The organism is Sulfitobacter sp. L-8 (assembly GCF_056859255.1).
This window is the reverse complement of record NZ_JBSXOD010000045.1, coordinates 170742-193366: the sequence shown is the minus strand read 5'-3', so window position 1 is coordinate 193366 and position 22625 is coordinate 170742. Positions and strand designations below refer to the sequence as shown.

The following is a 22625-nucleotide window of genomic DNA, read 5'->3' as shown; positions in this document are numbered from 1 at the left end:
TCCTTGCGCGGTGCTTAGCTGTGTTACGAGCAACCTACCAGTATTAAACTTTCACTCTTTCCGCAGCAGGGTCGTACATGGGTTTCAGCGATACTTCGGCGGGGACACGCGTGCCCGCAACGTCGATCTCGAAGCGCGAGGCCAGGACATCTGCCGCGCTTTGTTCGGCGCAAGGCACGTAGCCCATGCCGATCGCCGCCCCCAAGTGATGCCCGTATGCACCCGACGTCAGGAAACCAACGATTTCACCATCTCTCAAGATCGGTTCATTGTGATAGAGCATCGGCTCTGGATCAGTCAGTTTGAATTGCACCAACCGTTTTGCCAGACCGGTCTCGCGCTTGCGCAGCACCGCGTCGCGCCCGATAAATGTGGGTTTGTCGGTTTTCACGGCAAACCCCAGACCGGCCTCCAGTATGTGGTCTTCGCTGGTGATGTCGTGACCAAAATGCCGAAAGCCTTTTTCTATCCGCGCGCTGTCCATCATATGCATGCCACACAGCTTCAACCCGAGATTCTGCCCCGCTGACATGAGTGTTTCAAAGGCATGTGCCGCCATATCGGTGCTTACGTAAATCTCCCAACCCAGTTCGCCGACATAGGTCACCCGGTGCACCCGCGCCAACCCCATGCCCAACTCGATCTCTTGTGCTGTGCCAAACGGGTTGGTTGCGTTGGTGAAATCATTCGGCGAAACCGCCTGCAACAGCTTTCGGGCGTTCGGGCCCATGACGGCCAAAACACCCTCGGCCGGGGTTACATCGGTGATGACGACATTGAAGCCGCCCTGATGCCGTCGCATCCAGGTTTCATCCGCCAGACGGGTGGCCGCTGGCGTAACCACAAGATATGCTGTCTCTGACAGGCGGGTGACGGTCACGTCGGCCTCTATCCCCGCGCGTTCATTCAAGAACTGGGTATAGACAATCTTACCCAGGGGGACATCGTACTGCCCCGCGCCGACATGGTTCAAGAACGCTGTGGCATCGCGCCCCTCGACACGGATCTTGCCAAACGACGACATGTCATACATCCCGACATTCGTGCGGATTGCAGCCAGTTCATCGGCGACATTGCCAAAAAAGTTCTGCCGCTTCCAACTGTAGCGATACGACCCGTCCTGGCCCGGCTTACTGAACCAGTTCGCCCTTTCCCAGCCTGCAAGTTCCCCCATGACTGCCCCGCTCTCCAGAAGCTGCGCATGGAAGGGTGAGCGGCGAATACCCCGCGCGGTGACCTTTTGGCGGAACGGGTAGTGATCCGCATAAAGCAGGCCAAGCGTTTCCCTTGAGCGTTCCACCAGATAAGACTTGTTGGCCTGAAACGGCTGCATGCGCGAAATATCCACATCGCCCAAATCAAATGGTTTGGCACCATCCTCCATCCACTGGGCCAATGCCATCCCCGCACCGCCGGCGGATTGTATCCCGATAGAATTGAACCCTGCGGCGACCCAAACATTATCCATCTCGGGGGAAAGCCCCAGATGGTACGCATCGTCGGGGGTAAAGCTTTCCGGCCCGTTAAAAAATGTATGGATTCCGGCGTCCGCCAGCATTGGCATCCGGTGCACCGCCGCTTCCAGAATGGGTTCGAAGTGGTCGAAATCCTCGGGAAGCTGATCAAATTCAAAGCTTTCGGGAATGCCCGACATGCCCCATGGCTTTGATACAGGTTCAAACGCTCCCAGCAGGATCTTGCCCGCATCGTATTTATAGTAAGCGCATTCATCGGGGACCCTCAGAACCGGAAGCTGTTCCAGCCCCGCTATCGGTTCGGACACGATGTAGAAGTGTTCACATGCCTGCAAAGGCACGTTGGTGTTCAACATGCGACCGACCTGATGCCCCCACATGCCAGCGCAATTCACGACATGGTCGCAAGTAATCGCGCCCTCCTCACCGGACTCTGATTCGTAGGCGATACCTGTTACCCGGCGGCCTGTGCGCAGCGCCTGGGTGGCTTTGACCCTCTCGAAGATCTGGGCACCGCGTTGACGCGCGCCTTTCGCCAATGCAAGCGCGATATTGGCCGGATCCCCCTGCCCATCCTTGCCAAGATAAACCCCACCGGTAACGCCGTCGGTGTTTAGATGGGGATAGCGGGCTTTGATTTCACTGGGGTCGATCTCTTCGACATCCACCCCGAAAGCCCGCGCCATGGCCGCTGAACGGTATATCTCTTCGCGTCGCTCCCCGGTCAACGCGACGGTGATCGAACCACATCGCTTGAAGCCGGTCGCGACCCCGGTTTCGCCCTCAAGGTTCCCGTAAAGCTCCTGAGAGTATTTTGCGAGGCGGGTCATATTGGCGCTGGCCCGCAGCTGTGCAATCAACCCGGCTGCATGCCAGGTCGTACCGCTGGTGAGCTGCTTGCGTTCCAGCAGCACAACATCTGTCCAACCAAGTTTCGTCAAATGGTAAGCGACAGAGCATCCGATCACGCCACCACCTATGATGACGACACGCGCATGAGAAGGAAGAGTCATATCTGAGTGTCCTTAGAACGATTGTGAGCCTCAATATTTCGCGGGGCGAGAGCGATGTAGGAATGCTAGGGTCAGGTGCCGTGAGACATCATGCGCGCAATCGCTTGTTTTCCGGGTCCCAGAGCGGCGCATCAGGTTGCACCGTGGCATGACGGGGGACACCGAAAATATCGACCTCAAGCTCGGTTCCAGCCTGCGCCAGATCGGCGCGAACCATCGCAAATGCTATCGATTTGTTGACCCGGTAACCCCAGTCGCCCGATGTCGTCTCGCCCACGACGTCGCCCTTGTACGATACTGTTGACATATAGGGGGCGTCCTGATCGCCAGCGTCGATCACCAAGGTGACAAAACGCTTGGTCGGCCCGGTTTGCTGTTCGCGCAGCAAAGCGGCCTTGCCGGGAAACTCCTGTGGTTTGTCCAGCTTGACGAACCGGTCCAGTCCGCCTTGCAGCACCGTGTAATCCGTCGACAGGTCACCTTTCCAGGCACGATACCCTTTTTCCATGCGCAATGCATTCAACGCCCACATGCCAAAGGGTTTTGCCCCTGCCCCGATCACCGCAGCATATAGGATTGGGATATCCTTGTTGGCGGCATGGATTTCCCAGCCAAGCTCTCCGGCAAAACTGACCCGGGCAAGCGCGCAGTCCACCCCGGCAACCCGCGCCATCTGATGGCTCAGCCATGGGGCGTACAGGTCGGCCTGCGTATCGAGGCTTTGAAACAGATCCCGCGATTGCGGGCCCGTCACAATCAGCGTCGAATAATCCCCAGTGTGGTCAATCAGGCGCAACCCTGCCTGGCCCGCGGGGCGCAGGACATCAAAGTCATGCCATTGCGCTGCCGCAGCAGTTATCAGTGTGAAGTGATCCTCATCATGGCGAAGCAGCGACATTTCCGTCAGGATACGCCCGCGTTGATCCGCGAAATAGGCAAGGTTCATGCGACCGATCTTGGGCAGTGCGCCTGTTATCTGTCCGCGCAACCATTCGGCAGTGCCCTCACCGGACAGGTTGAAACGCGAAAACCCCGGCAGATCCAGAACGCCCACGTCGTCGCGGACAGCTTCACATTCCTGCCTTACCCGTTGCGCCCACGGCCCGTTGCGATCCCATGTCTGGGTGGCCTCATGAGACAGGTCGTCTTCGGCGTGGGCAAACCAATTGGCGCGCTCCCACCCATTATACGCCCCCATCACCCCCCCGGCAGCGATGATACGGTCATGCACCGGTGACAGTTTCTTGTTCCGGCCAGCGGGCCACGCATGATGCGGGAAATGCATCGCATATTCGTGGCCATACACTTCGATCGCTTTTTGATCCGCATAGTCCTGATCGGCAAAGTCGGTATAACGGCGCGGGTCCGTTGCCCACATGTCCCATTCCGTCTGCCCTTCAACCACCCATTCGGCCAGCACTTTTCCAGCGCCGCCGCCCTGTGTGATGCCAAAGGTGAACACGCACGCCTCGAAGGCATCCGGGACGCCGGGCATCGGCCCCAGCAGGGGAAGCCCGTCTGGTGCATAGGGGATAGGCCCATTGATCACACGCCCAACCCCAGCCGTGCCCAGTATCGGAACCCGCGCCATTGCGTCTTCGATATACCATTCAAGGCGCTCAAGGTCGTCGGGGTAGAGCTGGAACGAAAAATCGTCAGGCATCGGGTCATCGGGCGTCATCCAGTGCCCTTTGCAGTTACGTTCGTAAGGGCCAAGGTTCAGACCATATTTGTCCTGTCGCAAATAGTAAGAGCTGTCGACATCCCGTAACAGTGGAACCTTATGACCCTGTGCAATGGTCCATTCCTTGAGTTCGGGTATCTCGTCGGTCAGGAAATACTGGTGGCTCATCGTTGCCATGGGGACCGTGCGCCCGCCATAGGGCTTGAACCATTCTCCGACACGTTGTGCGTAATAACCTGCTGCATTCACCACCTTTTCGCAGCGGATGTCACCCTTGGTCGTATGTACGATCCATTCGCCGTTGTCACGTGTTACGCCGGTGGCCGGGCAAAACCGTTCAATGCGGGCACCCATGTCGCGCGCCCCCTTCGCCAGCGCCTGGGTCAGTTGCGCAGGGTCTATATCACCGTCGTCGGGATCATATAGCCCCCCTGCCAGATCGTGGGTTTCGATAAAGGGATATTTCTGTTTGATCGCGCCAAGGTCCATCATTTCGAGGTTAAGCCCCTGATACCGCCCCATGGAGCACGCGCGTTCAAACTCCATCATACGCTCTTTTCCATGCGCCAACCGGATGGAACCAGTGACATGGTAATTCATCGGATAATCGACTTCGCGGGCCAACCCCTTGTACAGTGCGAGCGAGTAACGCTGCATGTTCATTACCGCCCAAGAGGTGCTGAAACTGGGGCAGTTTCCCGCTGCATGCCAGGTGGAACCCGCAGTCAGTTCGTTCTTTTCAAGCAATACGCAATCTGTCCAACCCATCTTGGCGAGATGAAAGAGCGACGATACGCCCACAACGCCTCCGCCGATGATGACAACCCGTGCTGTGGTAGGGAACTCAGCCATGCTCTACTCCTTTTGTGACGATCCGTTGGTAAATACAAAGAACATCCCCCAAGCCCGCTTCACGGTGCCACGCACAGATTTGGAGGGTTGGGGGGCCTCGCGCCGACGCGCTGTTGTCGCATTCATCTGCATTTCAAACCCGCCCCGCCGGTGTCGTCGATGCACCCAGAAGCACGCCATAAAAAATGAAGAAAATCGCCATCACCCGCCGGAACCAGACATTGAAGACGGCCCCCAAGGCGGCGCGCCCCAGCCCTGCACCAAGCGCGGTATAACCTGTATAGCTGAACGTGGTGAGCACCAGCGCTGTGGGAACGATCACCAGCATCTGGTTCCAGATCGGCACCTCTGGCTGAACGAACTTGCTGAACGCGGCAAGATAACCGGCCACGGATTTTGGGTTGATCGTCGCTATAGCGAAGGCGCGCCAATATACAGACGCCGCCGGCATGGGCTTTATCACCACCGGTTTGCCCGCCATCAACAATCCGCGCACGCCCAGATAAATCAAAAATCCAGCCCCAAAGAGTTTCGCGACGAAAAACGCCGTTGGCGATGCCGTAAGCAAAGCCGTGACCCCCACCGCGGAAAGAACCAGAAACAGAGAGGCTTGGGTCAATATCCCCAACACGCCAACCATGGCGCGGCGAAAGCCAAGGTTCATGCCATTGCTGATGCAATTCACCGCATTTGGCCCGGGCGTAGTGACGAATACGACCCAGAAAAGCGCGAAGATTATCCATGCATCAAAGCTCATCAATACACCGGCGGGGCAATTACCCATATCGCCACAGCAGGGTCGGGATAGGGGTTGGACCACCGAAACGGCTCTCCGCGTATGCGAAAGCTGTCGCCGGGAGCAAGGGTGTGAGTGGTTCCGGCAATCTCTATCTCTAGGGCACCGGAAACAAGATACCCGACCTCTTGGGTGGGACGTGTGACGACTGTTTTGATGCGGCTATGGGGGAGGAACGTGGAATGGACCATCTCGAAGTCATCCGTCAGGTCGGGCGAGAGCAGTTCCTCGGTCAACCCTTGCGTGGAGGACCCGATCGGCCTGCGGGCGTTCTTTCGCACGATGAATCCTGCCTCATGGGCTGCGGCACCGGCGTGGCGAAACAACATCGACACTGGGACATCAAGAGCATGCGCCAAGTGACGTAAGTCTGTGATCGACGGGACGGACATGTCACGTTCGACTTGGCTGAGCCAACCCACCGAACGATCAAGTCTGTCAGCGAGAGTATGCAAGGTTAGGCCCCGCGCTTTGCGCAGGGTACGCAGGTCGGCCCCCAGACGCGTATGACAGACGGAATATGGCATGCTGCGCTCAGCGCTCCGTGAAAAAACACCTCATTTCTTCACACTGGACCGGCTTGATGAAAAAATACAGCATTATTTCACGCTGGCAAAACTGGATCTCAAAATATCCGCAAGCTGCTCCGCATCCCGAGCGTCAAAGGCGGCAGGTTGGTTGCTGTCGATATCAAAGACACCCAACAGCTTTTCCGCACCGTCCCACACCGGCAATACAAGTTCCGAACGTGTGGATGTCGCGCAGGCGATATGGCCGGGAAACGCGTCAACATCGTCAACGAGCTGGATTTCACCTGTGCGCGCTGCGGCACCGCAAACGCCCCTGTCAAAAGCAATGACCAAGCAGCCGTGGCCGCCTTGGTAGGGGCCAATCTTGAGGACGCCGGGCCCGGTCACGCGGTAAAACCCTGTCCAGTCAAAGCGGTCGTCTGCATGATGCACTTCGCAGGCGATGGTCGCCATCAACGCGACCGGGTCGGTTTCACCTTCGGTCAATGCGTGGATCGTTCGTGAGAGGGTTGAGTAGTCAACGCGCATAAGCGAAACCTTTGTTTGATGATACCTCGGGGGGCTGTCTGCCCCCCGGCCCCCCGAGGATATATGTCCATTTGGAAATCAGGGGCGTTCGATTGCGATGGCAGTACCTTCGCCGCCACCTATGCAGATGGCAGCAATGCCACGCTTTAATCCGCGTTTTTCCAACGCGTTCAGCAAGGTGACGATAATGCGTGCCCCTGAGGCCCCAATCGGGTGACCCAAGGCGCACGCCCCCCCGTTAACATTCACGATATCATGCGAAAGGCCCATTTCATGCATGAAAGCGAGCGGGACAACAGCGAAGGCTTCGTTTACTTCCCACAGGTCGACATCGGCTTTTTGCCAACCCAAACGATCAAGCAGCTTTTGAGCGGCGGGTACGGGGGCGGTGGTGAACAAGCCCGGAGCCTGGGCGTGGCTGGTGTGCCCCATGACATGGGCACGGATGGCGAGACCCTGGTCATTGGCCGCCTTTTCCGACGCAAGCACAAGAGCGGCTGCACCGTCCGAGATGGACGAGGAGTTAGCCGCAGTCACGGTGCCCCCCTGACGGAATGCCGGTTTTAGCAGCGGAATTTTATCAGGACGCGCCTTGCCGGGCTGTTCATCGGAAGAGATATGTTCATCGCCTTTGGGCGAGGGTATATCCAACTCGGCAATTTCATGGTCGAACGCCCCGCTTTCCTGAGCCTGGATCGCGCGAGAGAGTGATGCCAAAGCGTAATCATCCTGAATTGATCGCGTAAACTGATAGGTTTCAGCGCAATCCTCGGCGAACGTGCCCATCAGGCGACCCTTGTCGTAGGCATCTTCAAGTCCATCGAGAAACATATGGTCAATGACCTGGTTATGCCCCAACCGTGCGCCGCCGCGCATTTTCGGTAGCATGTAGGGGGCATTTGTCATGCTTTCCATGCCGCCGGCGACCATGACGTCACTTTGGCCCATTGAAATCTGATCGAAGGCGATCATCGCGGCTTTCATGCCCGACCCGCACATCTTGTTAATGGTGGTGGCGGGCACTTCTTCGCCCAAACCAGCCTTGAATCCTGCCTGGCGCGCCGGTGCCTGGCCTTGACCAGCAGGCAAAACACAGCCCATTACCACTTCGTCGACGGTCGCGGCACCGGCGCCTTTCAATGCAGCCTTTATGGCGTGCCCGCCCAAATCGGCCGCAGTCATTTGCGCCAACGCGCCTTGAAACCCACCCATCGGTGTACGGGCCGCACCCGCTATCACGACTTTATTCATCCCTACTCTCCCTGAAACCTCGACACTATTTGGTAAGATATAGCTGCTATCGCGAAGTGAGCTAAGCATTTCGTTGAAAGAAGCATATGGAACTTTTAGCCAGAACTGAAGGCCCGCTACAGCTGGTTTCGGTTGTTGACGACAGGATTGATGCCGCTGTTGCGCTCGTCTTCAAAGACCACATGCGCCGCCTTACAAGTGGCGGCACAGGATCCGTCATCTTAGACCTGCAGAAGGTAACCTTTATCGACTCTAGCGGGTTGGGTGCCATCATCGCCGTCATGAAAAACCTTGCACCTGACCGCGCACTGTTACTGGCCGGGCTAACGGGGCCGGTGGCCCGCGTATTCCGCCTGACCCGGATGGATAGCGTCTTTTCAATATATCCGACTTTGGACGTCGCGGTCGAAGATCGGAGGAACGCGTGAACGCCGGGTCGCGCAGTCATAGCCCCGTTTCCACGTCGCAGTTACCGCTGGCATTTGAGGTGACGCTGGAAGGTGCGCATGTCGCGATACGTAGTGCACTGTTGGTAATCCGCGAGAATTTGGCCCCGCTTGATCTTTCTCGAGAAGAGCTTTGCACCGTGGAACTGATCGTGGCAGAGGTGCTCAACAACATTGTGGATCACGCATTTGACGACCATCCGCACCCCGGCTCTATACGGGTCCATGGATCGTATCAGCCGAACGGGTTGAAATTTTGCTTCACTGATTTGGGAAAACCGATGCCGCATTCTGCCCTGCGAGCATCGCTTGACGCCATCCCGTGCCTTGACCCGTCAACCCTTCCCGAAGGTGGATTCGGCATGGGGCTGATCAAGCTCCTGACTGATAGGCTGGATTACTCCCGAACCGGGTCATTGAACTGTTTGACCATGCGCATTCCAGTGGGACGTGCATAAACAGCAAATACGTCCGTGCCGCTCACGCCGGCTTCACGATTGCCGCACCTTATTACCTTTGATGGGTCACGCCATAATCACATTTTCGCCCCAGTTGACCAGCATAAGTTTTATTGTAGCTGCATATGGCTTCCCTCAGTGTCGCGTTTCCTAGCCCCCACCCAGTACACGACACTGAGGCCCATCTGCCTCCTTCTCAAAAAAAATGGTGTTCGACATAATCACGCGTTAGTTTCCTCAGAGTAAGCACACTCAACAAGGACGATTAATACATGCGCGATTTTCAACTTCCCGGGCGTTCCCCTGTCCTTGCCTATAACGGAATGTGCGCAACGTCGCATCCTCTTGCTGCCAAAACAGCCATCGATATCCTTGAACGTGGGGGCAACGCGATGGACGCGGCGATTGCCGGGGCGATATTGCTGGGTATTTGCGAACCGCAAATGACTGGAATTGGCGGTGATTGCTTTGTTCTATACTCTCCCGCAGGTAGCGAAGACGTAATTGCGTTAAACGGATCAGGTCGTGCGCCCTCTCGATTGGATGGGTCGCTGTTGCGCGATGCCGGCGAAACCACGGTACCCCTTCGCAGTGCGCACGCCGTGACCATTCCCGGCGCAATAGATGCGTTTTGCCACCTGTCTGACAAGGTCGGAACGCTGGGGTTGGACGCAATTCTTGCACCAAGCATTCGCTATGCTGAAGAAGGTGTGCCAGTCGCTGCACGGGTCGCCTTTGATTGGGCCAATAACGCTGATACGTTGCAAGGCAGTGCGCGAGACCACTATTTGATGAAGGGACACCCCCCGAAAGAGGGTGCGCTGTTCCGATCACCTGGTCAGGCTGAAGTGCTGCGACGGATCGCAAAAGATGGTCGGGATGCATTCTACTCCGGTGAAATCGCCGATGACATGATCTCGGCACTGAATGGCCTTGGCGGTGTCCATTCGGCCGCGGATTTTGAAAACGTTGCATGCAGCACCAGCGACCCGATTTCGGGAACTTACCAAGATCTGGAAGTGGTTGAACACGCGCCGAACGGGCAAGGGGCAACCGCACTTCTTATGATGAATATTCTATCTCATTTCGATATTGCGTCGATGGCACCGTTTGGCGCGGCACGCGTGCACATTGAAGCCGAGGCAGCCAAGCTGGCCTATGACGCCCGCGATCGCATTCTGGCCGATCCCGATCACACATCCAGGCTGGACCATATGCTGTCGACGGAGACAGCACAAAGGCTCGCCGGGCTTATCAACCCCCGGACGGCGATGACGGCAGCGAAAACCGTTTCAGAAGCCGTACATAAGGATACCGTTTATATCACCGTCGTCGACCGCGACGGCATGTCCGTTTCGCTGATCTATTCCATATTCCACGGATTTGGGTCCGGCATCGCGTCGGATAAATTTGGTATTCTTTTGCAAAACCGCGGCGCGGGCTTCTCCCTTGAGGAAGGCCATGTAAACGAACTGAAGGGCGGCAAGCGCCCGATGCACACGATCATTCCCGGCATGATCAAACAAGGTGGCAAGGTACTGATGCCGTTCGGCGTCATGGGTGGGGCTTATCAGCCGAATGGCCATGCGCGATTTGTATCGAACCTGACAGACTTCGGTATGGACGCCCAGTCCGCCATTGAGGCCCCCCGCGCCTTTGCCGACAAGGGAGTGCTGAATGTGGAACGCGGCTATAGCGATGAGGTGCGCGCGGAGCTTGCCGAAATGGGGCATAGAGTTGAAATCCCGCGCGTTGCGATCGGCGGGGCGCAGGCGATCAAGCTTCGTGCCGACGGCCTGTTGGAAGGTGCAAGCGACCCGCGCAAGGACGGGTGTGCGTTGGGATATTGAACCAGTCAGGCAGGGCAGCGCCAATGCGCACCCTGCCAGCCAATTCAATTCAATTGAAAATGCAGCGGATACGCACCATCGGTGAACGGACCAAACAGATCGGGGATGTCGGGATGGTCTACCGGCTCGCCGGAATAATCGGCCACCAGATTTTGCTCGGAGACATACGCGACGTAATAGCTTTGATCATTTTCAGCCAGCAGATGATAGTAAGGCTGGTCCTTGATGGGTCGGCTGTCTTCCGGAATCGCGTTGTACCATTCATCGGTATTGGCGAACTCAGGGTCCACATCAAAGATCACCCCCCGGAAAGGGTGTTTTTTGTGCCGAACAACCTGGCCCAGAAAATATTTTGCGCGTGTTCTAATCATAATTTGAAGCACCTACCTTTCGTTAGTAGTCGCTTCAAGGGCCTTTTGTCCAATCCCTTGGCCCAAATCAACGGAAACAGTCTGTGAACACAACTGTTACAATCCTCAAAGTTGTATCCACATACACAGTTTAAGCAGACTTTGCCTGTTTGGGCCACACTGCCGGAGGTGATCCCTCGTTGTGTTCCGTCCGCACCACGCAGCCTTGTTTTGCGACCAAGTTTTATAACTTTTCCTGTGCCTTCTACCGAAATTCTGATAATCTACCCTCAATAAAAACACGAAAATAGCGAGAGGCTGATGAGCAGAACCTTTTGCGCCCTGATTATTGCTGTGCTTTTAGCATCATGTAGTGGTGGCCCGACCAGTGCCCCACGAGACCTTGATGACGCCTGTGCGATTCTTAAGGAGCGCCCCGAATATTACAAAGCTTTCCGAGCGACCGAGCGTCGCTGGGGTGTGCCTATCCATGTCCAAATGGCGACGATTCACCAAGAGAGCAAATTCGTTGCGGATGCCCGCACCCCGTTCAAATACGTGATTGGCGTGATTCCGATGGGGCGGCAATCAAGTGCATTCGGCTACAGTCAGGCGCTTGACGCCACATGGGACGAATACCTGGCCGAAGCGGGCCGGCGCAGAGCCAAACGCGATCGCATCAAAGATGCCTCAGATTTCATGGGCTGGTACATGAACAAGAGCCGCGACAGAAACGGTATCTCACTGCAAGATGCTGAAAACCAGTATCTTGCGTATCACGAAGGCAATACCGGATTTGCCCGGCAAAGCTACAACTCCAAGCCTTGGCTCGTCGGTGTTGCGAAAAAGGTAAAGTCGCGGGCCGATATGTACCAATATCAAATTGCCAGCTGTCGCCTGTCACGCTGGTAACAGGCGGGTTACGTCAAGAACAAAGGCCCGTGGCGAAAGCGACGGGCCTTTTCGCGTATCAGCGATTAACCGGAGAAGGGGTCTTTGTAATGTCGAACAAGCTGTTCGACAGGTTTCCGCCCACTTTCAACCCACCCAATACGACTGTGGTCTGACTGCCGTTACTGTCATTAATGACCCACTGCCGCAGTTCGACGGGGTTATCAGTAAACTTGAGCTCAATATTTCCGTATTCAGGATGAGAAGGATCCTGCGCGCGTATCGTGGTCGCCGTGCCATCATATCCGTGGCCTGTCACCATTTTGGCCTGACCAAGATTCACATTTGCGGCCAATATTATCGACAATGGGGTCTTGGACAGCGGATAGGTTTCTGCGGCCTGGTTCGATTTCTTGTCATAGATAACGACAGTGTTGCTACCCGCTATCACGATACCTGAATCAGGAGCGTTATATTCAAACCTGACCTTACCGGGCCGTTTGATGTAAATCGTGCCGGTACTGATGGACCCGTCATCATTGATTTGCGTGAAATCCCCTTGCGCTGTTTTCATCGCGTTCAGATAAGCCGAGATCGCGTTGAGCGCCAACTTTTCAGCCGACGCGGGAAGCGTGGCGGCCAGGCCAAGGCCGATGGCAAGAACCGTAGTAGTGATAAAACGCATCTGTATATTCCTATTTTTATTCCAGTGCCTCGACCAAGACATAGGTGCTTGCATGCTGTTATGCGATATCACGCCTGAAATGGCCCCCGGTTTACGCATAACTGGCCCACCAAGCATCAACGAAAAAGGGTCGGCACGTTCCCGAGCCAACCCTTTTTGCACGCCTTTTGTTCCGTTCAGCCTTGTTCAGGCACCAGAATTTCACGCTTGCCCACGTGATTAGCAGGCGACACAAGACCCTGATCTTCCATCTGTTCTACCAGTCGCGCGGCCTTGTTATAACCAATGGCCAGCTTGCGTTGGATATAGGAAGTAGAACACTTGCGATCCTTGATCACGATTGCAACGGCGGTATCGTATAGCGCATCTTCACCATCCGTATTGCCGCCCAGTCCCAGAACCGCGTCGATGTTGCCTTCCTGGTCATCCGAAGGTCCTTCGACCACGCCGGATACATAATCAGGGGCACCATAAGCCTTAAGGTGGTTTACGATTTCCTCGACTTCCTCATCGCTCACAAAGGGGCCATGACACCGGACGATTTTTGACCCGCCCGCCATATACAGCATGTCGCCCATACCAAGCAGTTGTTCTGCCCCCATTTCACCCAGAATTGTACGGCTGTCGATCTTGGAGGTCACCTGGAAGGAAATCCGGGTGGGGAAGTTCGCCTTGATCGTGCCAGTGATGACATCGACCGAAGGACGCTGTGTCGCCATGATCAGGTGAATCCCCGAAGCCCGCGCCATCTGGGCAAGTCGCTGAATGCAGGCCTCGATCTCTTTGCCCGCAACCATCATCAAGTCGGCCATCTCATCGACGATTACGACGATATACGGCAAGGTTTCGGGCTGGAATTCATCCGACTCAAAAATCGGTTCGCCGGTTTCGTCGTCAAATCCGGTCTGAACGGTGCGGCTGAACATCTCGCCTTTGGCCAATGCTTCACGAACGCGCCCGTTATAGCCTTCGATGTTGCGCACGCCCATCTTGGACATCTTGCGATAGCGCTCTTCCATTTCGCCCACTGTCCATTTCAACGCGACAACGGCCTTTTTCGGGTCGGTCACAACGGGGGACAGCAGATGGGGGATGCCGTCATAGACAGACAGTTCCAGCATCTTGGGGTCGATCATGATCATCCGGCATTCTTCCGGCGTCAGCTTGTAAAGCAACGACAGAATCATCGTGTTGATCGCAACGGATTTACCCGAACCGGTGGTCCCTGCGATCAACAGGTGAGGCATCTTTGCCAAGTTTGCGACAACCGGATCCCCACCGATATCCTTGCCCAGTGCCAGTGGCAGGCGCATGGTGCTGTCCCCGAAATCACGCGCGGCCAGGATCTCGCGCAGCACGACTTTCTCGCGGTTCTCGTTGGGCAGTTCGATCCCGATTACGCTGCGGCCCGGCACGGTGGACACACGCGCCGACAGTGCCGCCATAGAGCGCGCGATATCGTCCGCCAGACCGATAACCCGGCTCGCCTTGAGGCCCGGTGCCGGTTCCAGTTCGTACATGGTGACAACGGGGCCGGGACGGACGGCGACGATTTCACCCTTCACGCCATAGTCATCCAGCACGTTTTCCAACATGCGCGCGTTTTCTTCCAGGGCATCATCACTCAGATGCAGGCGCTCGACGGTATCGGGGCTTTCCAGCAGGTTCAGCGGCGGCAGCTCAAACCCGGGATGTGTATCTTCAAAGGTCAATGCGGGCTGTGCTTCGGCTTGCGCCTTTTTGCTGGGTTGAATGACTTTCCGTATTGGTTGCTGCACCACCTTGCGGGGCTGAGCTACTGGAATTTGGATATCGTCGGTCGCAGATGCATCTTCTATTGGCATGATGTCAGGCTCTGCCAACCGCTCATCTTCAGGCAGATCGATGCTTTCGCGACCCCCTATCGGCTCGCGATTTAAAACGCTTCCGGCTGATCGCGCCGCGGTAAGAGGCGGCTCGGACCGGGTGCCCGCAACTGGGTTCGCCGTGCCGGTAAGGGGCGGTTCTTCGCGATACGCACTCCTCGGGGCGGTATCAAGCACGAGCGGATCAGGGCCCCTCCCCCGGCCCCGCGTCAATGGGGATGTCGTAGGTGTATGAACAGCATTGGCCGACCGGACCCGGCTTTTGATTACATCCGCAATCTTCGATCTGATGCGGTCGTCGCTTGGTGCTTCGTCAACCTGCGCGGTCGACCAAGTTTCAATTAGCTCCGGCTCCGGCAAGGGGTCGCCCCGTTTCACCAAAGCAGGCATTTTTGACAGCAAACCGGTTTTGGGCACCTTGGCACCAGCTTGAATGTAATCAGCAGGGTTGGAGTAAGCTTGGGCTGCGGAAGCTTCGACGTTTTGCGCAGCTTGCGACCTGCTACGTTCGCGACGTTCGGACTGACGCGCCTGTATCCCCTGGGCGGCCATGACGGCCCCCGATGCACCCCGCCCCAGCAAGGTCATGAGACCCGCATAGGCCATGATCACCCCGACCAGCATAAACCTGAAAATTCGTTGCAATTCCGTCTTGGTAAATCCCAGAACGAAAGCTCCAAACGCAAGTATTGAAATGCCCATCAGCAATGACATCAGCTTGATCGTAAAGGTCGAACCAATCGGAAGAATGGTCAGGATAAGCCCCATCACGGTGTCGCCGAACAGCCCCCCCAGACCAAAACTGTGGGTTTGAAGCCAGTTGGCATCCGGCGTCAGGGTTGCCCCGTATATCGCACAGAGCGCAACCGCGATCGGGGCAAAAATCAGACGCCCCATTGCGCGTTCTTCGCCTTGGTGAAGCGCGAACCGTGCCCCCCACGCCAGCAGGATTGCAGCCACAGACCACGCCCCCCATCCGACGATCATGAATAACGGGGCCGAAAGCGAAGCTCCCATGCGGCCCAGCCAGTTTTGCGCCGGAGCGTCAGTGGCCACCATCCAATTCGGATCATCCGGCGTATAGCTTCCAATCATCATTGCGGCCATCAAGCCTGTGGCGATCAGTATCAATCCAAGCAGTTCTTTCCCACGCTTTTCAATGGCCTCGGCCATGTTTGTGTCCAGCAAAGGGTCGCGCCCACGTGTCTGATATGCCATTGCTCTGATCCCTCGTCTTATTCTGGATAGAGACTGGCGCGGATCGCTTCTATCCCGCGCGTTGTCTCTTCTTTTGGGGCGACCATGGCCACCCTGATATATGTCTTGCCGGGATTGGACCCGTTTACATTCTGCGCCAAATAGCCACCGGGCAGCACTCGGACACCGGTTTCGCGCCAGAGTTTCAGTGCAGCAGTTTCGTCGTCATCGACCGGCAACCATAGGAAAAACCCTGCCTCAGGGCTCTGGTAGCCCGGCACGTTGCCCAATATACGGTCCGCTACTTCATACTTCTCGACGTATAGCGCGCGGTTTTCCACCACGTGAGCTTCGTCTGCCCAGACCGCGGCGGCAGCGGCTTGCAACGGCAGCGGCAACGGCGCGCCCGCATAATTGCGAAGCTGTTTGATCTCTCGCATAGTGTTCGGACCACTGGCGACAAAGCCGGAGCGTAACCCGGGCAGGTTCGACCGCTTTGACAGCGAATGGAAAATTACCACACGGTCTAGGTCGGCACCTGTCTCTTGTGCCACCTGCATCGCACCTATGGGGGCGGTGTTACGATAAATCTCTGAGTAACATTCATCTGCGAATATCTTGAAATCGTATTTTTCAGCCAGCGCCAGAAGGTCTGTCCAATACGCGCGGCTGGCAACCGCCCCCTGGGGGTTTGCCGGTGAACAGATATAGGCAGCGGTCGTGCGGTTCAGCACGTGTTCTGGCAGGTTGGCGTAATCCGGCAGATGTCCCGTTTCATGTGTGGCCGGGACCATGATCGGCTCTGCGTTGCCCGAGATCGCCGCGATCATATATACCTGATAGAAGGGGTTCGGCATCAAGATCGCAGGTTTCTGGCCATTCTTAGTCTCGGGGCATACGGCCATCACCGCGTTATACAAGCCTTCGCGCGTGCCGTTCAGCGCCATGACTTGCGTATCGGCGTCGACACCGACTTCATAACGCCGCTTGATCCAATCTGCGATCGCACGCCTCAGGCCGGGGGATCCATCATTTGGTGGATAGCTGTTAAATCCGGCGGCATTTTCAGTGATGACGTCTGTGACCCAAGCCGGAAACGCATGTTTAGGTTCGCCGATGGTCATGTGAATCGGCGCACCACCGCCCTCATACGCATCAAGCAATGCGCGCAGGCGCGGCCACGCGTGGGCCGGAAGGTTCGAAAACCGCTCGGGGTACATCATTTCACTGCCTCGGGTTCGGGATCATTCATGCCCCGTTTGTTCCAGAGTACCCAAGGGCTTGCCTCGCGTCCAGAGAATCCGGGACGTGAGGCAAGTTTTGTGTCTTTTAAGCCAATGCTTCCTCGGCTGCAGCGGCCAACCGCAACAAGCTCTCTTCATGATTGGCGGCGGCCATTAGCAGAATTCCGCATGACGGCGTCCCTGTAGGCAGTGTAATAGAGCAAGTCCCCATCAGGTTACCGATGCGCGTATTGCGCAAGGTCATCAGGTTTGCCGACACATAATAGTCGTGATCCGTTTCCAATCGCTGAAGTTGCGGTGGCAAAAGCGGGGCGGTCGGCAATATCACCGCATCGAACCCGGCAACCGCTCTGGCATAAATTTCCCGAATCGCGTCAAGCTTGGCCCATGCCGCAACGTAGTCAGGGCCAGAGTGAGAATTGCCCAGACGAAACCGTTCGAGAATCTCGCCATACATCGCGTCTGGATTTTCTTCGATAACGTCACGCCACAGGCCGTAGGCTTCGGCGGTGAACAAGCAACCGCTCAGCGGCATGGCCTGCTCCAGTTCAGGAACCGCGATTTCTTCGATTTCCGCCCCGGCGTCACGCAGTTTTTGCACGGCCGCATCGAAGGCCATAGCAGGCGTATCATCCAGTTCCTGCATGGCGACCGTCTGCAAGATAGCCAAACGCCGACCTTCCAGATCGGCCCCTGCCAGATCGGCCGGTTTGCTGCCTTCCATAATCGCCAACAACAATCCTGCATCTTCAACCGAACGGCACAACGGACCGACGGTATCAAATTTAGCGGCGAGCGGCACAACCCCTTCAAGCGATAAGCGCCCTGCGGTGGTCTTGAGCCCGACCAGATCGTTCCATGCCGACGGGACGCGGACGGACCCCCCGGTATCAGAGCCTATCGCCGCCGCCGCCAACCCGAACGCGACCGATGCGGCGGCCCCGGAAGAAGACCCGCCGGAAACCGCCTCTTCATCATTGATGCAAGGGGGTGTCGCGGTAATCGGATTGTACCCAAGCCCCGAGAATGCCAATTCGCTCATGTGAGTTTTGCCAAGGCATACCAGCCCCATCGCAGTCGCATTGGCCAAGACCCTGGCATCGGCGTCGGGAACCCGGTCCTTTAACAGGGCGGTACCCGCCTCGGTTGCTATGCCGGCTGTGTCGAAAAGATCTTTCCAACTGACCGGCACGCCGTCTAGCGGCGACAACCGGTACCCGGCTTTGGCCCGCTCGCTTGCGGCTTGTGCCTCTGCAAGGGCGCGTATCGGGGTCACCCGCGCATAAATCCGATCGCGCAAGGGGTGCGCGTCAATCGCATCCAGATAGGTCTTGCACAGTGTCACGGGGTCGATTTGGCCTTCGCCGATACCTCGCCCCAGATCTGCCGCGGTCATTGTCAGCCAGTCCTGCATGTGTTTTCCTCGAATATTCACTTTAAATGGACGGTAGCGGCGGATGTCTGCATGGACAATCCCCACAACACCCCCATATCTAATGCTATGAATTTTGATGCAGACATAGCGGTCGTAGGCGGCGGGTTGAATGGCCCGGCCTTGGCATTGGCATTGGCGCAGGTGGGCTTGCGCGTCACGGTGATCGACACTCTGCCCGCGGCAACCCGGACACAAGACACTTTCGACGGTAGATCTTATGCGCTGGCTTTGACCTCCGTGCGCCTGTTGCACGGCATCGGCGTCTGGGAAGCAGTGCAGGAAAATGCCCAACCGATGCTGGAAATCAAGGTCTCCGATGGGCGGGCGGGTGAAGGGGCTTCGCCGTTCTTCATGCACTTTGACCATGCAGAAATAGAAGAAGGCCCAATGGGTCACATGGTCGAAGACCGCCATCTACGCCAGGCGCTGTCAAAAGCGGTGAAAGCAGAACGCGATATCACGTTGATGGATGGGGAAACGGTCACCGCCCAGCATACCGATAGTATGGGTGCCCGGTTAACATTGGCCAGCGGCAAGGAATTAAGGGTCAAGTTGATCGTCGGGGCCGATGGCCGCAGCTCGGGCACGGGGCAGCGCGCGGGCATCAAGCGTATCGGATGGGACTACGGGCAAACTGCGCTGGTCTGTGCGATTGCCCATGACCTGCCTCATCACGGGATAGCGCATCAGTTTTTCATGCCCCCCGGACCGTTGGCCATTTTGCCCCTGACAGCAAACCGATCTTCAATTGTCTGGAGTGAAACGTCAGCCAATGCGGCTCGGATCAACGCGCTTTCTGGCGAACAATACCTAGATGTGCTTAGACCACGTTTCGGCGATTTTCTGGGCGAAATCTCGTTGGCGGGGAAGCGGTATACATATCCGCTAAGCCTGTCGTTGACGCACCATATGGTGGCGGATCGGGTGGCCCTTTTGGGCGATGCAGCACATGGGGTGCACCCGATTGCAGGTCAGGGGTTGAATGCCGGGATGCGCGATGTCGCGGCGCTGGCCGAAGTCGTCGCGGACGCTCATCGTCGGGGCCAGGACATAGGAAGCGCGACCGTCCTGAACCAGTACCAATTGTGGCGCAGGTTCGATAACACGGCGCTTGCGCTGGCGACGGACAGCTTCAACAGGTTGTTTTCAAACGATAACCCTGCGTTGCGTCTTGCCCGAGATATCGGCATGGCCGCACTCAACGCAGTCCCGAGCCTGCGCCGCGGGTTCATCCGCGAGGCGGCAGGCCTTACAGGTACCCTCCCCCGCCTGATGCGCGGCGAAGTTTTATAGCAGCGTCAATCGAGCTTTCGCGCCTCGTCGACCAACATGACCGGAATGCCGTTGCGGATCGGATAGGCCAGCCCTGCCGCCTCTGATACGAGCTCCTGTTTGGCTGCGTCATACGACAACCGCGTATGGGTGCGCGGGCAAATCAACGCCTCGAGCATCCGCCGGTCGAACTGAATCTCTTCTGTGCTCAATTCATCATCTCCCCTTCGTGCCCGCCCCGAAGCGTATATTCAATCAACGTCAGTAACGTTTCGCGTCGTGTGGCCAGCGACGGTGCCTCTAGCAAGGCCTGTTTATCCTCTGATTCAAGGTCGAGCATCATCGACAGTGAATTGATCAACAATTCATCATCTGCCTCTTTCAGTGTGTCCCAATCAGCAGAAAGGTTACGGGCATCAAAATATCGCCCCAAGGTGTTTAGGAAATTTTTCCGATCAAACCACATGTCTTCTTCATCACTGCCGAGATCGCGTTCGAAGCCGTCCCAATTCACGTCGCAGCGGCGATAGGGGGTAAATCCGTCAACCTCTTTGACGACCCGGAAACGCGAGATGCCGCCCAGCGTGATCATGTACCGACCGTCCTCGGTTTCGGAGAACTGAGTGATCCGCCCTGCACATCCAATGGTCTGCAGGCCAGGGCCGCTGCGCCCTGGAACCACATTCGGCTGTACCATTCCGATCAACCTTCCAGACGTCTTGAGACTGTCTTCGATCATCTGAAGATAGCACGGTTCAAAGACATGCAGAGGCAATCGTGACCGAGGAAGCAGCAGCGCCCCTGACAACGGAAAGATCGCGATGGTGTCGGGCAATTCGGATCGCTTTATCATGGTATCCTATCTAGACCGTCGCACGTCTTAGGCAAATATCATCGAGCTCAACTTGCGGCGACCGTTCAACGCAATGGGATCATTCGCTTTCAACGCTTCGAAAATGGTGAAAAGCTGTGTTTTCGCTGCACCGTCATTCCACTCGCGGTCCTTGCCAAACAGGGTTAACAAGTGATCGACAGCCGCCTGTGTCTCACCGTGCGCCTGTAATGCCAGCGCCAGATCGAACCGTGCCTGAAGATTTCCGGGGTTTGCGTCCACCTCTGCCTGTAATTCCGCCACGGGGCCCGCATCAGCGGCCTGGCGCGCCAGCAACAACTGTGCATGTGCTGCTTCAAGCTCTGGAGATTTTGAAATTTCGATCGGCGCACCGTTTAGATGGGCTTCGGCCTGGTCCAACTGGTCCAACGCAATATACGCGCGCACCAGACCGCCATAGGCACCCGCGTGGTTCGGATCTTCGCCCAGAATGGCAGCAAACGTGGCAGCGGCATCCTGTGCCGCGCCCTCGCTCAGCATATCCTCCGCAGCGGCCACGGCCTCGGATAGTTGTTCACCAGGCGCTTGACCGCCCCCGGCTTTGGTTACGCGATCGACAAATGCCTTCACTTCGGATTGCGGTTGTGCCCCCGCGAACCCGTCGACCGGTTGGCCCTTGAAAAATGCATACACTGTCGGAATTGACTGAATTTGCAGTTGCCCGGCAATCTGTTGGGCCTCATCCACATTGATCTTGACCATCTTTACCGCGCCTTTTGCGGCACGGACGGCATCCTCGAGCATCGGACCCAGGGTTTTGCAGGGCCCGCACCAAGGAGCCCAGAAATCCACGATAATCGGAACGGTCTGTGACGCTTCCACCACGTCTGCCATGAACGTAGCCTCGGTCGTGTCCTTGATCAGGTCGGCATCGGCCGCGGGGGCAGGGGAAAGATTCAAATCCATCATCTAAATATCCTCGTATGAAGCTACCCTTTATATGAGGGCGTCTTCGGTTATTTCAAAGGTCAAATGTCGCAAATACCGGCGCATGATCGCTGGGTTTGTCCCACCCGCGTGCAGACCTTAACACGTGACTGGAATGGCCGGCGTTCGAGATATCCGGCGTGGCCCATACATGATCAAGACGGCGCCCCTTGTCCGCCGCGTCCCAATCCCTGGCGCGATAAGACCACCAACTGTAAAGATTGCCCTGCGGAATATCCTGCCGAGTTATATCGACAAATCCGCCCGCATCTTGGGTCTCCGCCAATTTTTCCACTTCAATAGGGGTATGACTGACGACCTTGAGAAGCTGCTTGTGCCCCCAGACGTCATCTTCGCGCGGTGCTATGTTCAGATCGCCGACCAAGATCGACTTTTCCGGCTTTTCATTCCGAAACCAGTCACGCATTTCAGCCAGATAATCCAGCTTCTGGCCAAATTTTTCGTTAACTTCTCGGTCAGGGACATCACCACCCGCAGGCACATAAAAATTGTGGATCGTCGCGCCATTTTCAAGCTTCGCAGCAATGTGGCGGGCATGTCCCAACGCCGCGAAATCCTGATCCCCAGCATCAACCAAGGGCAGCCGGGAAAGGATCGCTACACCGTTATAGCCTTTTTGTCCACGCGCCACCATGTGGGTATAGCCAGCGTCGATGAAAGCTGCTGTCGGTATCTTATCGACGGGGCTTTTGCATTCTTGCAGACACAAAACATCCGGCCCGTGTTCTTTCAGCAGCTTCAGGACGATAGGCTCGCGCAACCGCACCGAGTTGATGTTCCATGTGGCAAGAGTGAATGACATCTAAGGCTCCGTTAGTGCGAAATCGTGCGCACCCTACCCTGAAACCGCATCTAGCCGCCATCACGAAATCGGTGGGGTCCGCGACCGCGCGGCAAAAAAATGGCCGGGCGCAAAGGCCCGGCCCAGTCCAACAGGGAGGTATGTATCATTTCCCGGATACA

20 protein-coding genes are annotated in these 22625 nt (G+C 56.7%); 5 read left to right on the top strand and 15 right to left on the bottom strand.

What is annotated here, in order from left to right:
* Positions 1–43: 43 nt before the first annotated feature.
* From AC13DE_RS09075 to AC13DE_RS09050, 6 genes are all read right to left on the bottom strand, one after another.
* Positions 44–2488 (bottom strand): GcvT family protein, encoded by a 2445-nt coding sequence (locus AC13DE_RS09075; protein ID WP_483047626.1) that lies wholly within the window; start codon positions 2486–2488, stop codon positions 44–46.
* Between the two features lie 88 nt (positions 2489–2576).
* The gene (locus AC13DE_RS09070) at positions 2577–5024 is read right to left on the bottom strand and encodes a GcvT family protein (protein WP_483047625.1); all 2448 of its coding nucleotides are present in this window, start codon (positions 5022–5024) and stop codon (positions 2577–2579) included.
* A 133-nt stretch (positions 5025–5157) separates the two neighbouring features.
* Positions 5158–5781 (bottom strand): LysE family translocator, encoded by a 624-nt coding sequence (locus AC13DE_RS09065; protein WP_483047624.1) that lies wholly within the window; start codon positions 5779–5781, stop codon positions 5158–5160.
* Positions 5781–6347, bottom strand: a complete 567-nt coding sequence (locus tag AC13DE_RS09060) for a helix-turn-helix domain-containing protein (RefSeq protein WP_446297843.1) — start codon at positions 6345–6347, stop codon at positions 5781–5783. Before AC13DE_RS09060 ends, AC13DE_RS09065 begins: the two co-directional genes overlap by 1 nt.
* 72 nt (positions 6348–6419) lie before the next feature.
* On the bottom strand, positions 6420–6878 hold the full coding sequence (locus AC13DE_RS09055) for a GAF domain-containing protein (RefSeq protein WP_483047623.1): 459 nt from the start codon (positions 6876–6878) through the stop codon (positions 6420–6422).
* A gap of 78 nt (positions 6879–6956) precedes the next feature.
* Positions 6957–8129, bottom strand: coding sequence for an acetyl-CoA C-acyltransferase (locus tag AC13DE_RS09050; RefSeq protein ID WP_483047622.1), 1173 nt, complete (start codon positions 8127–8129; stop codon positions 6957–6959).
* 86 nt (positions 8130–8215) lie between these two features.
* Here AC13DE_RS09050 and AC13DE_RS09045 point away from each other — a divergent pair, with 86 nt between their 5' ends.
* The 3 genes from AC13DE_RS09045 to AC13DE_RS09035 all read left to right on the top strand — a co-directional run bounded on the left by AC13DE_RS09045 (position 8216) and on the right by AC13DE_RS09035 (position 10883).
* On the top strand, positions 8216–8557 hold the full coding sequence (locus AC13DE_RS09045; protein ID WP_446297838.1) for an STAS domain-containing protein: 342 nt from the start codon (positions 8216–8218) through the stop codon (positions 8555–8557).
* A complete protein-coding gene (locus AC13DE_RS09040; RefSeq protein ID WP_446312385.1) occupies positions 8554–9033 on the top strand; it encodes an ATP-binding protein in 480 nt (159 codons plus the stop codon). The genes AC13DE_RS09045 and AC13DE_RS09040 overlap by 4 nt, the downstream gene beginning before the upstream one ends.
* Before the next feature lie 272 nt (positions 9034–9305).
* The gene (locus tag AC13DE_RS09035; RefSeq protein WP_483047621.1) at positions 9306–10883 is read left to right on the top strand and encodes a gamma-glutamyltransferase family protein; all 1578 of its coding nucleotides are present in this window, start codon (positions 9306–9308) and stop codon (positions 10881–10883) included.
* 44 nt (positions 10884–10927) lie between these two features.
* On the opposite strand, the gene hspQ is transcribed toward AC13DE_RS09035, so the two are convergent.
* Entirely contained in the window at positions 10928–11254 is a 327-nt protein-coding gene (gene hspQ, locus AC13DE_RS09030; protein ID WP_446297833.1) for a heat shock protein HspQ, read from the bottom strand.
* Between the two features lie 300 nt (positions 11255–11554).
* On the opposite strand from hspQ, the gene AC13DE_RS09025 reads away from it, so the two are divergent.
* Positions 11555–12145, top strand: a complete 591-nt coding sequence (locus AC13DE_RS09025) for a transglycosylase SLT domain-containing protein (RefSeq protein WP_446297831.1) — start codon at positions 11555–11557, stop codon at positions 12143–12145.
* Positions 12146–12203: 58 nt separating this feature from the next.
* Here AC13DE_RS09025 and AC13DE_RS09020 read toward each other — a convergent pair whose 3' ends face one another.
* The 4 genes from AC13DE_RS09020 to AC13DE_RS09005 all read right to left on the bottom strand — a co-directional run bounded on the left by AC13DE_RS09020 (position 12204) and on the right by AC13DE_RS09005 (position 18529).
* Positions 12204–12809, bottom strand: coding sequence for a LolA family protein (locus AC13DE_RS09020; RefSeq protein WP_446313945.1), 606 nt, complete (start codon positions 12807–12809; stop codon positions 12204–12206).
* Between the two features lie 176 nt (positions 12810–12985).
* Positions 12986–15892: a DNA translocase FtsK gene (locus tag AC13DE_RS09015; RefSeq protein ID WP_483047620.1), complete on the bottom strand. Its 2907-nt coding sequence runs from the start codon at positions 15890–15892 to the stop codon at positions 12986–12988.
* 17 nt (positions 15893–15909) lie between these two features.
* Positions 15910–17094, bottom strand: a complete 1185-nt coding sequence (locus AC13DE_RS09010) for an aminotransferase class I/II-fold pyridoxal phosphate-dependent enzyme (RefSeq protein ID WP_483047619.1) — start codon at positions 17092–17094, stop codon at positions 15910–15912.
* A gap of 106 nt (positions 17095–17200) precedes the next feature.
* Positions 17201–18529 carry an amidase gene (locus tag AC13DE_RS09005; protein WP_483047618.1) on the bottom strand — a complete coding sequence of 443 codons (1329 nt, stop codon included), beginning with the start codon at positions 18527–18529 and terminating at the stop codon, positions 17201–17203.
* A gap of 51 nt (positions 18530–18580) precedes the next feature.
* Between AC13DE_RS09005 and AC13DE_RS09000 the strand changes: the two genes are divergently transcribed.
* Complete coding sequence (locus AC13DE_RS09000) at positions 18581–19843, top strand: FAD-dependent monooxygenase (RefSeq protein ID WP_483047617.1); 1263 nt, start codon at positions 18581–18583, stop codon at positions 19841–19843.
* Positions 19844–19848: 5 nt separating this feature from the next.
* Here AC13DE_RS09000 and AC13DE_RS08995 read toward each other — a convergent pair whose 3' ends face one another.
* Genes AC13DE_RS08995 through AC13DE_RS08980 form a run of 4 tightly spaced genes read right to left on the bottom strand, consistent with a single transcriptional unit; the run spans position 19849 to position 22464 of the window.
* Positions 19849–20001, bottom strand: a complete 153-nt coding sequence (locus AC13DE_RS08995; protein ID WP_446297856.1) for a Trm112 family protein — start codon at positions 19999–20001, stop codon at positions 19849–19851.
* A 29-nt stretch (positions 20002–20030) separates the two neighbouring features.
* Positions 20031–20675, bottom strand: a complete 645-nt coding sequence (locus AC13DE_RS08990) for an LON peptidase substrate-binding domain-containing protein (protein ID WP_446297822.1) — start codon at positions 20673–20675, stop codon at positions 20031–20033.
* Between the two features lie 27 nt (positions 20676–20702).
* The gene (gene trxA, locus AC13DE_RS08985) at positions 20703–21623 is read right to left on the bottom strand and encodes a thioredoxin (protein ID WP_446313941.1); all 921 of its coding nucleotides are present in this window, start codon (positions 21621–21623) and stop codon (positions 20703–20705) included.
* A 52-nt stretch (positions 21624–21675) separates the two neighbouring features.
* Entirely contained in the window at positions 21676–22464 is a 789-nt protein-coding gene (locus AC13DE_RS08980) for an exodeoxyribonuclease III (protein WP_446297818.1), read from the bottom strand.
* Between the last annotated feature and the right edge of the window lie 161 nt (positions 22465–22625).